The sequence below is a fragment of the Bacillus cereus group sp. MG4 genome, assembly GCF_040460055.1.
Lineage (GTDB): Bacteria > Bacillota > Bacilli > Bacillales > Bacillaceae_G > Bacillus_A > Bacillus_A wiedmannii.
In genome coordinates this window covers 3,733,944-3,748,274 of record NZ_JARVGZ010000001.1, presented here as the reverse complement: position 1 = coordinate 3,748,274, position 14,331 = coordinate 3,733,944, and the positions used below count along the sequence as shown (strand labels likewise).

Genomic DNA, 14,331 nt, shown 5'->3' with positions numbered 1-14,331 from the left:
TTTTTATTCAACATTTTATTTCGGCATTCGTAATATTCGATACTCGAAACAAAGGGGATAGAATAATGAGAATTATTTTGTATACAGGTAAAGGCGGCGTAGGAAAAACTAGCATTTCAGCAGCAACAGCACTTCAAAGCGCAAAACAAGGATTAAAAACATTAGTAATGAGTACAGATCCTGCTCATAGTTTAGGAGATTCATTTGGTATAAAGCTATCTTCTGAGCCATTAGAAATTCGTGAAAATTTGTGGGCACAAGAAATTAATACGATTTATGAGATGGAAAAAGGCTGGGGGAAATTACAGAAATATATTACGCTACTCTTCACCTCCAAAGCAGCTGATGATATTACAACAGAAGAATTAACGATGTTTCCTGGTATGGAAGATTTAATTAGCTTACTTCGCGTACTCGATTATTATAAACAAAACACATATGATGTTATTATCATTGATTGTGCTCCAACAGGAGAAACATTAGCAATGCTCAGCTTTCCAGACATGCTCGGCTGGTGGATGGAAAAACTCTTTCCTATTAAAAGAAAAGTTTTAAAAGTTGTTCGTCCTGTAGCTCAACCACTTCTTGGTGTCCCCCTTCCAACCGATGATATTATGGACGAATTAACGAATACACTTGAACAGCTCGGAGAAATGAGAGATATTTTATCAAATCGAGAAATAACAAGTATCCGCATCGTTGTAAATCCCGAAAAAATGGTCATTAAAGAAGCTCAGCGTAGCTTTACGTATTTAAATTTATACGATTATAACGTAGATGCCATTATGATTAACCGTGTCATCCCTAACACTGTCACCGATCCTTATTTTCAAGCATGGAAAGATACTCAAAAAAAATATAAAACATTAATTCAAAATAGTTTTCAGCCGCTTCCTATTTACGAAGCTCCTATGTTTGAACAAGAAGTTGTCGGTTTGTCCATGTTAGAGCGTGTAGGAGACGCTTTATTTAAATCAGATTCTTCCCCTACGGAAGTGAAATTTAACGGGCGCACTCAATATGTAAAAAAAGATGGCGATGAGTATATTTTTGTTCTCTCCATTCCCTTCTCAAACAAAAGTGAACTTTCATTAAATCAAAAAGGTGATGAACTTATCATTCGTTCAGGTTCTGTGAAACGGAACATCACATTACCAAAAACATTAACACACCTGTCTATTCAAGGAGCTAAGTTCGAAGAAGATGTATTAAATATTCGGTTTGGAGGTGTAGTACATGCATGAGGAACTACTAAGAAAGGTAATTCGTACAAAAATAAAAGTCGGTATGAATATATTAGAAGAGTTACCTCCCCCAATCCAACAATCAGCTAAGCAAATACTAAATATTTTGCAAGAGGAGCTAGCTGCTTATCCGAAAGAACAAGAGCATCATGAGGATAATTTAAAAAGTATCATAATCGAATAACTATCCCTGTATAAAGGGCCTTTTTTAGGCTTTCTATATTTTATTGGAGTGATGTAAGTTGATGAAAAAACATTCCACTATTATACCCTGGATCATTCCTTTATTATTTTTCGTTCATAACCTTGAAGAATCTTTTCAAATGCCACAATATCTTGCTAATCAATTTTCAATTCATTTTATAACAAGCCGACAATTTTTCATTGCGATTTTCGTATTAACAATCTTTGTCTTACTTATCGTCTTTCTATATCAACTAAACTTCTTGTCTTCTATATACTGGATTATTTTTATACAGGGGGCGATATTCTTCAACTCTGTTCAACATATTATTTTGTTTTTCATTTATCGTTCATATAATCCGGGCGTAATATCAGCCGTTTTCATTATGATTTTTTCTATTTTCTTTTTTTCATTCGAAAAACACCTCATTCATAAAAAACAATTCATAATTACACTCATTTTCAGCTTATTTGCTTACCCTTTTATAATTTGGATTACCTTATTATTCGCTAGCTACTTTCATTCATAAAAAAAGACCAGGAAAACTCCTGGTCCATCACTCTACTTAACAAACATTGGATTCTACGTTATACAGAATTGGAAGGTACAGAATTAGGGTTTTGTTTGTTAAGTAGATTATATGTTGAACGAGCTAACAGCGGAGGGGTTCCTACTGTTAATCGTTAAACCCGATAATTATTTTACGATTTTTTCAAGCTCCTCAAGTGAAAGATCTACTGAAATGGAACCATCATTTGTTTCTTTCTTAATTGCATCTGTTACTTCTTTTGAATGATATAGTTCAATTACTTTTTTCAGTGTTGGATCATCTTTATCTTTTGTACGAGCTGCGAAAATATTAATATATGGCTTCGCATTTTCATTCTTTGGATCTTCTAAGAAAATTGGATCCTTCGCTGGATCTAATCCAGCTTGACCAGCAACACCGTTATTAATAACTGAAGCTGCAACATCTTTTAATACACGAGGTGTTTGCTGTGCGATAACCGGTGTAATTTTTAACTTCTTCGGATTTTCAGCAATGCCACTTGGATCTCCGAATAAGCCAAAGTCTTTCTTAAGCTTTAATAATCCAGCTGCATCAAGAAGTTTTAATGCACGAGCTTGGTTCGTTGGATCATTTGGAATCGCGATTTCTGAACCATCTGGAATTTCATTTGCCTTCTTATATTTTTCAGAGTATAAGCCCATTGGTGCAATTTGTGTTGTACCGACAGCTGTAATATCTAACTTATGCTCTTTTTTAAATTGCTCTAAGAAAGCAACGTGCTGGAATGAGTTTAGTTCAATATCTCCATCAGCTAACGCTTTATTTGGCGTTGTGTAATCAGAGAACTCAATCAGTTTAACTTTAATCCCTTCTTTTTCAGCTTTTCCCTTTACAATTTCCCAAGCGTTTCCATCCGTTCCAGTTACACCAATGCGAACTACTTTCTCTTTTGCTCCTGCCCCCGTGTCTCCACTTGAGCAGCCGCTTAACGCTGAAATTCCTACAATCGCTGATAATGCAAATGCTAAAATTTTCTTCATTTTCTTTTCCCCTCTTCCTTTTTATGATCTGCGTAAAAAGACTTTCGCAAAGTAGTTTCCTAAATTTTGAGCTACCTGTACGAGAATAATAAGTAAAACGACCGTTACGAACATAACTGATGTATCAAAACGTTGATAACCATATGTCATCGCTAAGTCACCAAGACCGCCACCACCGACAAGCCCAGCAACTGCAGAAAATTCAATTAAACCAACTGTCATAAACGTAACACCTAAAATCAATGGCGCTAACGCTTCTGGTACAAGAATTTCAAAAACAATTCTAAATGGTGAAGCACCCATCGCTTGAGCTGCTTCAATGACTCCCTTTGGAACTGAAACAAGATTTGTTTCAACCATTCTAGCAATACCAATTGACGCAACTAACGTCATTGGAAAGATTGCTGCTGCTGTTCCAATCGTCGTTCCGATAACACTTCTTGTTAGTGGACTTAAAGCTACTAAGAAGATGATGAATGGAACCGGACGAATTGTATTAATAATGATATTAAGAATAGAAAAGACCCATTTATTTTCTAAAAAGTTTCCTTTCCTCGTTACATACAATAGTAAACCTAGAGGTATACCGAGGATTGTAGCAAATATAAGGGTTACGATTACCATTAAGAGGGTATCCCCCGTCGCATCTACTATGCGGGGCCAAAATATACTCCAATCAACTCGCATGAGCTTCTACCTCCTTCAGCTGCACTTGCAGTCTTAGATGTTGTAATGCTTTTTGAATTTCTTTCTGCTCACCTTGTAGTTCTACAAGTAGATTTCCAAATAGCACATTTTGAAGTTCAATAATATTTCCATACAGTACGTTTACATCGACGTTATAGTTTTTCGCGATATATGATAGTACCGGCTGCCCTGTCTCTTCCCCAGTAAATGTTAAGCGATAAATCTGTCCACCATTTTGAATTTTCCCTAGAACACTTTCCGGTAAATGATCATTAATAATGGAGCGTACAAAGTTTTGAGTTGTCTTTGTTTTTGGTTGTGTGAAAACATCAAACAGTTTTCCTTCTTCAATAACCTTTCCCTTCTCCATTACAGCTACACGGTGACAAACTTCTTTCACAACATGCATTTCATGTGTAATAAGAAGAATTGTTACATTGTATTCTCGATTTACTTTCTTTAATAAGTTCAAAATTTCTGTCGTTGTTTCTGGATCTAAAGCAGATGTTGCCTCATCACATATAAGAATGTCTGGCGATGTTGCAAGTGCTCTTGCAATGCCAACACGCTGCTTTTGTCCGCCTGATAGTTGCTCTGGATAATAGTTTGCTTTATCTTCTAATCCTACAAACTTTAGCAGTTCATTTACTCTTTCTTTTATCTCATTCTTTGGTACTTTCGCTAACCTTAATGGATAAGCAATATTCCCAAACACGGTTCTTGAATTAAATAAATTAAAACTTTGAAAAATCATCCCGATTCTTTGTCTTAGCTTCCGTAATTCTTTCGTCGATAGTGATGTAATATCTTTATCATCTATTGAAATCGTTCCTGCCGTTGGTCTCTCTAACATATTTACTAGGCGTAATAACGTACTCTTTCCAGCGCCACTAAAACCGATAATGCCAAAAATTTCGCCCTTCTCAACTGATAATGTTACATCCTCCACCGCATGAACAGATTGCCCACCTGATTCATATACTTTACTTACGTTGTTAAAAGAAATCATTTTTTCCCCTCCTATATGCTGTAAAAACTGGAAGTAGAGCTTTCGAGGTAAAATAAAAAGTGCTCTCCTTCTTATCAACCATAAAGATAAGAAGGAGAGCACTTATATGTACTCGGTCACATCTTCTCATCTTCCAAGCCTTTTATAAGGCTTGCTGGAGTTAGCACGGTATTAAAAAACCCGTTGCTGAGGTATCGTAGGGCCAGTCCCTCCACCTCTCTGGATAAGAATATATCGATTTAATTGTCGTTTAATTAATTCTCATTATAGAACTCAGAATAATAAGAGTCAATGCATTTTTTAGAAAAATATTAATTATTTCTCTATTAAAATTTTCAAATAAAAAATCACATACAATAATGATTTTTAAAGTTATGTTAAATTCTCCTCCTTCATATTTTTTAAAAGGAGAATCCTCTCTATAAATTGAATACCATTATTTGAATATGAAATCGGAGGAAGATAAATATATGAAAACAGCTCTTTTACTCGTTGACATTCAAAATGATTATTTTCCACATGGAAAGATGGAATTGCGTAATCCAGTAGAAGCAAGCGAATATGCTAGTCAGCTGCTACAACTCTTTAGAACGAAAAACGAACCTATTTTTCATATCCAACATGTAGCAATAAAAGATGACGCTACTTTTTTCCTACCCAATACAGAAGGTGTACATATTCATGAAAGCGTACGTCCACTTAGAGAAGAAACCGTTATACTCAAACATTATCCAAATAGTTTTCGCGAAACTGATCTTCTAGAACAATTACAACGTTTAGACATTGAGCACGTCGTCATATGCGGGATGATGACTCATATGTGTATTGATGCTACCGTAAGGGCTGCTTTTGATTTCGGCTTTCCATGTACCGTTATACATGATGCTTGTGCTACAAAAGATCTTTCTTTTAAGAATGCTACTATACCAGCCGTTTATATTCATAACACAATTTTGGCTAGTTTAAATGGAGTATATGCAACTGTAATGAGTACAGAGGAGTTTATGGCTACAAAAAAACACTCCCTTCAGTGAGCAAAACCGAAAAGAGTGTTTCTTGTCAAACCATAGATTTTCTTTCAAATTGTATTATACAGGAAATCCTTAAAATGAATACTAAAAAATATGACTAATAAGTCAACTTTTCTCGTTGTTTTGTTTCTATTTACATGTTTATCCCGATATTAATAGGATTTAGCTAGTTCTAATTACCAAATGGTAATATACGGTAATTAGAACTAGTTTCTCCTATCAAAACGTAACATATTATTTATCTGTTTGTTTTTGCTTCTTTTTCAAATACTCCGCACGCAATTTTTCAATTTGCTGCTTTTTATCAAATTTGGCAGGCGTCTGTTTTTCATGAAACTTTGCCACAGATACCTGACTTTTGTAATCCAATTGATATTTTCCCACTTTGTTCACCTACTTTTCTTGTCTTTAAAGAGAATCTATTCAACAAATATAATATACCTTATTTACTGAAGTAAACCTTATTACTTTATTAGTTTTTCTACTTATATCTATCTTAATCCACATATAGAAATTTTTTCAAAAAAAAGAGATCTTCGCAGACTGCGAAGATCTCTTCTACTATTTCTTATAAAGTTTCAGAAGTAGTTTTTGCTTGCATGTGAAGCGCTAAGTAGTCAGGGCCACCAGCTTTAGAGTCTGTACCAGACATGTTAAAGCCACCGAATGGTTGGTAACCTACGATTGCACCAGTACATCCACGGTTGAAGTATAAGTTACCCACGTGGAATTCTTCACGTGCTTTTTCAATATGGTCACGGTTGTTAGTAACAACAGCACCTGTTAAACCGTATTCTGTATTGTTTGCAATTGCAAGTGCATGATCAAAGTCTTTTGCCTTACAGAATGCTACTACTGGTCCGAAGATTTCTTCTTTCATTAAGCGAGCATCTTCTGCAACGTCAGCAACGATTGTTGGTTGGATGAACCAGCCTTTAGAATCGTCTCCTTCGCCACCTGTTAAGATTCTACCTTCTTCTTTACCAATTGCAACATAGCTCATCACTTTATCGAATGCAGCTTGGTCATTAACAGGACCCATGTTTGTACCTAAAACAGCTGGATTAGCAACTGTTAATTCTTTCGTTAATTCAACAGCACGATTTAATACGTGATCGTATACATCTTCATGGATTACTGCACGAGAACATGCAGAACATTTTTGTCCTGAGAATCCGAATGCTGATGCTACGATAGATTTAGCTGCTAATTCAAGATCTGCTTCTTTATCAACAACGATTGTATCTTTACCACCCATTTCAGCGATAACGCGTTTTAACCAAATTTGGCCTGGGTTTACTTTCGCTGCACGCTCATAAATACGGATACCTACATCACGAGATCCAGTGAAGCTCACGAAACGTGTACGAGGGTGATCTACTAAGTAGTCACCAACTTCAGAACCATTACCTGGAACGAAGTTTACTACGCCAGCTGGTAAGCCAGCTTCTTCTAATACTTCCATGAATTTCGCTGCTACTACAGGAGTTGTACTAGCTGGTTTTAGTAATACTGTGTTACCAGAAACTAAAGCAGCTGTTGTCATACCTGCCATAATTGCGAATGGGAAGTTCCAAGGAGAAATGATAACACCTACTCCTAATGGAATGTAAGAGAAACGATTATATTCAATTGGACGGCTTTCTACTGGAATTCCGTCTTTTAATTTTAACATTTGACGACCATAATATTCCATAAAGTCGATTGCTTCTGCTGTATCAGCATCTGCCTCATTCCACGGTTTACCTGCTTCTTTTACAAGAATAGCAGAGAATTCATGCTTTCTGCGACGAACGATTGCTGCAGCACGGAATAAAATGTCTGCACGCATTTCTGGCTTTGATTTTCTCCAAGTTTGGAATGTTTCATCCGCTACTTGCATTGCTTTTTCAGCTAACTCACGGCTTGCTTTTGAAACGCGACCAACAAGTTCCTCTTTATTTGCAGGGTTTACAGAAACAATTTTGTCTTCTGTAGTGATTTTTTCTCCCCCAATAATTAATGGATAGTCTTGTCCAAGATAAGATTCTACTTTCTTTAAACCTTCTTCAAACGCTAATTTGTTAGCCTCCACTGAAAAATCTGTAAATGGCTCATGTTTGTATGCTACTACCATTCTTTTTAGCCTCCCCTTAGAAAAACGTTTACATTTTACAACATTATTCTACACGATAATTTAGATTTATTCAAATATTCCTAGACTTATATTTTAAAAATTAATTAATTTTTAAAATATAATAAAAAAATAGAGTTATACATACGTATAACTCTACAAAATATGAGTATATTCCAAAATGTTTTTTCCAATCAATAAAATAGTTACTAACAAAAATAAAGTTCTTACATATCCAACACCTTTTTGGACTGCAAACTTCGATCCAAAATAAGCGCCAAAAATCATCGACAATCCCATAATAATACCGTATTCAAAATGAATTACGTCTAAAAATAAAAAAGTAATTAAAGATACGATATTACTAACAAAGTTCAAAAGTTTTCCAGATGCTGCCGCCTGAATAAAATCCAAACCAACTAATAAAAATGCAAAAATTAAAAAGGATCCTGTCCCTGGTCCAAAAAATCCATCGTAAAAACCTATCATTAAAATAACAAAGAAAAATATTAATGTTTTTCTTTTCGTCATCTTCTTATAGGTAGATACACTTCCCCAATCCTTTTTTGCAATAATATAAATGGCAATAAACACCAACATCACAAGCACTAACGGACGTAAAATATCTGGCGGAATAAACTTTACTACTAAAGCGCCTGCGACCGCTCCTATAACAGTTAACGGGATTAACTTTCCTACAATTTTAAAATCGACCTTTCCTGATCGAATAAAATAAACTGCACTCGTAAACGTCCCCATCGTTGCAGCTAATTTATTCGTTGCAATTGCCGAAGCTGGTGGTAAACCAACAAACATAAGTGCTGGAAGCGAAATTAATCCTCCACCGCCAACAACTGAATCAATAAAAGCTGCTAAAAAGCCGAATGCAATTAATAAAATAATGACTTGAAAACTTAATTCGTCCATGTGCTTTACCCCTTACCCCCCATTATTTATAACATTTTAAATTATAACAAAATTCCTCAAGAAAAAAAGCCGTTCCATAAAGGAACAGCCCTCCTATTTAATCTAAAATTTTCACAAATGGTTCATCTTGCTTTGCTTCACGTATAATAATCGCTTCTGGGCGTTCTACAGATTTAATCGTTACTTGTACTTTCATATAATTCGGGAAGTATTCCATAACAAGCCCAGCTACATATTGTGTAAAACCAATTATTTCTGCTTTCCCATTAAACTGGACAGGAATATCAAGCTTTATTTCTCTTAATTCATCATCTCTATACATACCAGTACCGATAACAGCTGTATAGTCGCCTTGGAAATAATCGCTTAGTTTTGATTTAAAGTTCGATACTCTCGCCAGATCTTCACGTTTATTATCTGTTTTCGCTTGTTCAGATGGGAACAAATAATATTTCTCATTAATTTGTTTCCAATCCTCAACCGTTTCACTGCCTTTTTCAACATTCGCATAAGAAACAAAGTTACCTGGCACGAGTGAAGCCTTTGGAGCCTGACGATAAATTGCAAATGTTATCGGAAGGTTTTTTGTTTCAGGCTGTTTTTGATGCATAAATTTCAAGACTTCTTGCGCCATTTTTTTCCCTTCAGCTACCATTTTTTCTTGCTCAATTTTAGCCTCACGCGGATAACCATGCTCTTCCTCGTAATAATGAACCGAGTTCATCGCTAAACCAATTACAATGCCTTGGCGCTCATCTGATTCGCCTTTTTTCACATAATAATCATGCTCTAAAATATTTGAAATATATATTGGATTTTTTTTATTCTTTTCCTCTAATGATTCAGATCCTCCACCTAACGCTGGGTTTAACCCAATGTTTGGAAATTTAACTGCATCTTTTTTTAATTTGTCCTCTAGTTCCTTTTGTTCAGCATCTGTACGCTTTCTTTTAACAAGCATCTGCACATTTTGAGTATCTAGAGTACTTCCACCTTTAAAGAAATGATCTTTCGTACTAAAGGATTCTTTTGCAATACGCATTAATCCTGTTTCAAATTCATCTATATCAAGACGATTACTTACTCCTTGTACAACTAAACCACGTGCAGCTCCTGCTTGAAATGGAATAGTCGCCTTATAGTATTCATCCGAAATAGCGTACTTCGGAACGATTGCTTGCTCTTTTGCTTTCCCCGATTTCTCAACCACTTTTTCATCTTTATCGGCACCTGCACTACACCCACTTACGAGTAGGCCAAGGCTTAATACCGCTAATGCTATTTTTTTCATGGTAAGTTTGCACCTCTTACTTATTTAGCTCTTGTAAGAACCTCTCTTCATTCCAAACCTCAACATTATGTTTCTCTGCTTGTGCTAATTTCGAACCTGCTGCTTCACCTGCAACAACTAAATCCGTACTTTTACTAACACTTCCTGTTACTTTTCCACCTAATGCCTCAATCTTTTTCTTCGCTTCACTACGTCCCATAACTTCTAATTTCCCTGTTAAAACGACAGTTTTTCCTGCGAAGTACGACTCAACATTTTGTAAATCAGCAATTTTTATGCCTTTGTATGCCATATTCACGCCATACTCTTTAAATTGTTGTAATAGCTCTAATACGTCTTCATTATCAAAATACGTCACGACGGATTGAGCCATTTTTTCACCAATTTCATTAATTGCTTTTAGTTCTTCTTCCGTTGCTTTCACAAGCGCATCCATCGTTTCAAAATGCTCTGCAAATGTACGTGCTGCTTTCGCTCCAACATGGCGAATACCAAGACCAAATAATAATCGTTCTAATGAGTTGTCTTTAGAATTCTCAATTGCTTGTACTAAATTCGTTGCTGATTTTTCACCGAATCGTTCTAGCTGTAATAATTGCTCTTTCGTCAACGAATATAAATCAGCGAATGTACGAATATAATCAGCATCAAAGAGTTGTGTAATGACACGTTCTCCAAGTCCATCAATATTCATTGCATTTCTTGAAACGAAATGGATTAATCCTTCTCGAATTTGAGCCGGACAGGTTGGATTTATACAGCGAAGTGCTACCTCTTCTTCTAAACGAACTAGTTCACTCTCACATGCTGGGCAATGCGTTGGCATATGATATTCTTCTTCCTCACCAGTACGCTTATCAAAAATAACGTTCACAACTTCAGGAATAATATCTCCGGCCTTCTTCACAACAACATAGTCACCAATTCGAATGTCTTTTTCACGAATTAAATCTTCGTTATGTAAAGAGGCACGACGAACGATAGTACCAGCCACTCGCACTGCCTCTAGCTCTGCAGTCGGTGTTACAACCCCTGTGCGACCAACACTTAATTCAATGCCTGTTAATCTTGTTACAACTTCTTCAGCCGGGAATTTATAAGCAATCGCCCATCTTGGACTCTTTGCTGTAGTTCCTAAACTTTCTTGAAGAGCAACATCATCTACTTTTATAACGATTCCATCGATCTCGTAATCAAGATGCGGACGTTTTTCTTGCCATTCTTCTACATAAGCTATAACTTCTTCGATTGTTTCACATGTACGACGATTTGGATTTGTTTTGAATCCAAGTTCACCTAAGAAATCAAGCGATTCACTATGTGATGGAATTGTTTTTTCTTCTACATTCGCAAGACCGTACACAAACATAGATAAGTTACGTTTCGCTGCAATTTTGGGATCAAGTTGGCGTATTGAACCTGCTGCCGCATTACGCGGATTCGCAAATACATCTTCACCATTTTGCTCTTTTTCTTCATTTAACTTAACGAATGAACGCTTCGGCATATAAGCTTCGCCTCGTGCTTCTAACGTTACTTCTTCATTTAAACGGAGCGGGATCGCTTTAATTGTTTTTAAATTTTGGGTAATATCTTCCCCTGTTACACCATCACCACGCGTTGCCCCTTGAATGAAGCGTCCTTTTTCATAATGAAGTGAAACAGCAAGTCCGTCAATTTTTAATTCGCATATATATCTTACATTCGCATCATCAATTCCTTGGCGTACTCGTCGGTCGAAATCACGTAAATCTCCTTCGTTAAATGCATTTCCTAAACTTAACATCGGTGACTTATGTGTTACTTTTTCAAATATATCAAGAACCGTCCCCCCAACGCGAATGGAGGGGGAGTCTTCACTCATAAACTCTGGATTCTCTGCTTCTAATTTTATAAGCTCCTGCATATTACGGTCATACTCCGCATCAGAAACAGAAGGATTGTCTAATACGTGATACTGATAGTTAAATGTATTTAACAAATCACGCAGTTCTTCTATACGTTGTTTTGCTATCTCTTTTGACATACCCTCATTCCTTTCCTATTGTTTCGTCACAGGTGCAAATTTTGCTAACAAACGTTTAACACCAATCGGGCTTGGGAACGCAATATCTAATTCTTTTGCATCACCTTCACCTTTTACACTGACAACTGTACCGACTCCCCATTTTTGGTGGGAAGCTTTATCGCCTACTGCCCAGCCAATTTGCTCGCCACCTGTCGTCTTAGCTGCAGGACGCGCGAAAGCTGAACGAGAGCGTGTTGTGGTTGTAGTTGTCATTCTACTTGTACTTGTCGTTCTTCCTTTTGCACCAAACGAAGTTTCACGCTTTGGCGCTGTTTCATTTAACGATTCTACTAGCTCTGCCGGAATTTCTGTAATAAATCGAGAGGCAGCGTTCATACTTGTTCTACCAAATAAAGTACGCATTTGTGCGTTAGATAAATATAACTCTTCTTCTGCACGAGTAATACCTACATAAGCAAGGCGACGCTCTTCCTGCATTTCATCTTCTTCCATTAGAGAACGAGTATGCGGGAATATTCCTTCCTCTAAACCAACAATAAAGACAACTGGGAATTCTAATCCTTTCGCTGAGTGCATCGTCATTAAAATAACTTCCTCACCAGCAGTTGGATCTTCATCGACACGATCAATATCAGCAACAAGCGCTAAGTCTGTTAAGAATGCAACAAGACTCTTATCTTCGCTTTGAGATTCAAATGTTTGCGTAACAGATAAAAACTCATCTAAGTTCTCTAAACGACCTTCTGCTTCTAAAGTACGCTCGTTTTTCAACATATCGCGATAGCCTGTTTTTTCAATAACTTCTTCTACCAATTCTGTAACAGATAAATACTCTTGCATATTTACCCAGTTGTGTAATAAACCTGCGAATTCTTTTACTGCCTTTGTAATTTTTGCACTTACTCCAACATGCTCAATCTCATCGAATACAGCAGTCAATGAAATTCCATTTTGTACACCGTAATTAATAATTTTATCGATAGAAGTCGCACCAATTCCGCGCTTTGGCATGTTAATAATACGTGCGAAACTAATCTCATCATCTGGATTCCCAATTAAACGTAAATACGCCAAAATATCTTTAATCTCTTTACGATCGTAGAACTTCGTACCGCCGACAATTTTGTAAGGAATATTAGATTTCAGGAAAATCTCCTCGACCATACGAGACTGGGCATTTGTACGATATAACACTGCAAAATCAGTATATTTTCGTTTTCCCATTTGAATATCGTCACGAATTTTTTTCGCAACAAAATATGCTTCGTCTTTTTCCGTCGCAGCACGGTAATATGAGATTTTGCTTCCAACTTGATTGTCTGTCCATAATTTTTTCGGTTTACGGTTTGAATTTTTTTCAATAACAGCATTTGCTGCATTTAAAATATTTTGTGACGAACGATAGTTTTGTTCTAACAGAATAACTTGCGCATTCTCATAGTCTTTTTCGAATGACAAAATGTTAGAAATGTCAGCCCCGCGCCAGCGGTAAATAGACTGATCTGAGTCACCTACAACACATAAATTTTTAAAACGTGCTGCTAAATGTTTTACAAGAAGGTACTGTGCTTTATTCGTATCTTGATACTCATCCACGTGAATATATTGGAACTTACGCTGATAAAACTCTAGTACTTCTGGAACACGTTCAAATAGCTGAATCGTTGTCATAATTAAATCATCAAAGTCTAATGAGTTATTTTTCAGAAGACGTTTTTGATATTCTGTATATACATCGCTCGTTAATTTTTCATATGGATCAGCGATTGTAATTTTTTTCGCATATTTATCTGCAGATAACAATTCATTTTTCGCATTACTAATACCAGCTAAAATAGAGCGTGGCTCAAATTTCTTCGGATCAATATTGCGCTCTTTCATAATTTTTTTGACTACAGTTAACTGATCGCCTGAATCTAAGATTGTAAAGTTACGATTAATACCAATACGATCGATATCACGTCGTAAAATACGTACACACATAGAGTGGAACGTAGAAATCCAAATATCTTCTGCTTCTGGTCCGACAAGTGTATCAATACGCTCGCGCATTTCACGAGCCGCTTTATTTGTAAAGGTAATAGCTAGTACATTCCATGGCGCTACACCTTTTTCACCAAGTAAATACGCAATACGATGTGTTAACACACGTGTTTTACCACTACCTGCACCTGCCATTAATAGAAGTGGTCCGTTCGTTGTTTGTACTGCTTTTTGTTGCTGCGGATTTAAACCATTTAATAACTTATCTGTCTTACTCATATA

Annotated in this window: 13 protein-coding genes and 1 riboswitch; of the genes, 4 read left to right on the top strand and 9 right to left on the bottom strand. The window is 36.3% G+C overall.

Annotated elements, in window-relative coordinates:
• The first annotated feature begins 62 nt into the window (after positions 1-62).
• From QCI41_RS19755 to QCI41_RS19745, 3 genes are all read left to right on the top strand, one after another.
• Entirely contained in the window at positions 63-1,244 is a 1,182-nt protein-coding gene (locus QCI41_RS19755; RefSeq protein WP_079998319.1) for an ArsA family ATPase, read from the top strand.
• Entirely contained in the window at positions 1,237-1,428 is a 192-nt protein-coding gene (locus tag QCI41_RS19750; RefSeq protein WP_088080310.1) for a DUF3926 domain-containing protein, read from the top strand. Before QCI41_RS19755 ends, QCI41_RS19750 begins: the two co-directional genes overlap by 8 nt.
• Positions 1,429-1,489: 61 nt before the next feature.
• Complete coding sequence (locus QCI41_RS19745; RefSeq protein ID WP_046958899.1) at positions 1,490-1,957, top strand: HXXEE domain-containing protein; 468 nt, start codon at positions 1,490-1,492, stop codon at positions 1,955-1,957.
• Positions 1,958-2,124: 167 nt separating this feature from the next.
• Here the strand turns inward: QCI41_RS19745 and QCI41_RS19740 are convergent, their stop codons facing one another.
• Genes QCI41_RS19740 through QCI41_RS19730 form a run of 3 tightly spaced genes read right to left on the bottom strand, consistent with a single transcriptional unit; the run spans position 2,125 to position 4,675 of the window.
• Positions 2,125-2,979, bottom strand: coding sequence for a MetQ/NlpA family ABC transporter substrate-binding protein (locus QCI41_RS19740; RefSeq protein ID WP_000721583.1), 855 nt, complete (start codon positions 2,977-2,979; stop codon positions 2,125-2,127).
• A 21-nt stretch (positions 2,980-3,000) separates the two neighbouring features.
• Positions 3,001-3,666 (bottom strand): methionine ABC transporter permease, encoded by a 666-nt coding sequence (locus QCI41_RS19735; protein WP_001261880.1) that lies wholly within the window; start codon positions 3,664-3,666, stop codon positions 3,001-3,003.
• On the bottom strand, positions 3,656-4,675 hold the full coding sequence (locus QCI41_RS19730; RefSeq protein ID WP_353836883.1) for a methionine ABC transporter ATP-binding protein: 1,020 nt from the start codon (positions 4,673-4,675) through the stop codon (positions 3,656-3,658). The genes QCI41_RS19735 and QCI41_RS19730 overlap by 11 nt, the downstream gene beginning before the upstream one ends.
• Positions 4,676-4,798: 123 nt before the next feature.
• Positions 4,799-4,905, bottom strand: a riboswitch (SAM riboswitch).
• A gap of 240 nt (positions 4,906-5,145) precedes the next feature.
• Between QCI41_RS19730 and QCI41_RS19725 the strand changes: the two genes are divergently transcribed.
• Positions 5,146-5,709 carry a cysteine hydrolase family protein gene (locus QCI41_RS19725; protein ID WP_353836884.1) on the top strand — a complete coding sequence of 188 codons (564 nt, stop codon included), beginning with the start codon at positions 5,146-5,148 and terminating at the stop codon, positions 5,707-5,709.
• A 231-nt stretch (positions 5,710-5,940) separates the two neighbouring features.
• On the opposite strand, the gene QCI41_RS19720 is transcribed toward QCI41_RS19725, so the two are convergent.
• From QCI41_RS19720 to pcrA, 6 genes are all read right to left on the bottom strand, one after another.
• The gene (locus tag QCI41_RS19720; protein WP_000521654.1) at positions 5,941-6,090 is read right to left on the bottom strand and encodes a hypothetical protein; all 150 of its coding nucleotides are present in this window, start codon (positions 6,088-6,090) and stop codon (positions 5,941-5,943) included.
• Between the two features lie 184 nt (positions 6,091-6,274).
• The gene (gene pruA / locus QCI41_RS19715; protein WP_000259557.1) at positions 6,275-7,822 is read right to left on the bottom strand and encodes an L-glutamate gamma-semialdehyde dehydrogenase; all 1,548 of its coding nucleotides are present in this window, start codon (positions 7,820-7,822) and stop codon (positions 6,275-6,277) included.
• A 153-nt stretch (positions 7,823-7,975) separates the two neighbouring features.
• Positions 7,976-8,746: a TSUP family transporter gene (locus tag QCI41_RS19710; protein WP_048567196.1), complete on the bottom strand. Its 771-nt coding sequence runs from the start codon at positions 8,744-8,746 to the stop codon at positions 7,976-7,978.
• A 97-nt stretch (positions 8,747-8,843) separates the two neighbouring features.
• Entirely contained in the window at positions 8,844-10,037 is a 1,194-nt protein-coding gene (locus QCI41_RS19705) for a CamS family sex pheromone protein (RefSeq protein ID WP_048542055.1), read from the bottom strand.
• Between the two features lie 16 nt (positions 10,038-10,053).
• A complete protein-coding gene (ligA, locus tag QCI41_RS19700) occupies positions 10,054-12,063 on the bottom strand; it encodes an NAD-dependent DNA ligase LigA (protein WP_000031461.1) in 2,010 nt (669 codons plus the stop codon).
• Between the two features lie 15 nt (positions 12,064-12,078).
• Positions 12,079-14,328: a DNA helicase PcrA gene (gene pcrA / locus QCI41_RS19695; RefSeq protein WP_002108861.1), complete on the bottom strand. Its 2,250-nt coding sequence runs from the start codon at positions 14,326-14,328 to the stop codon at positions 12,079-12,081.
• Positions 14,329-14,331 lie beyond the last annotated feature (3 nt).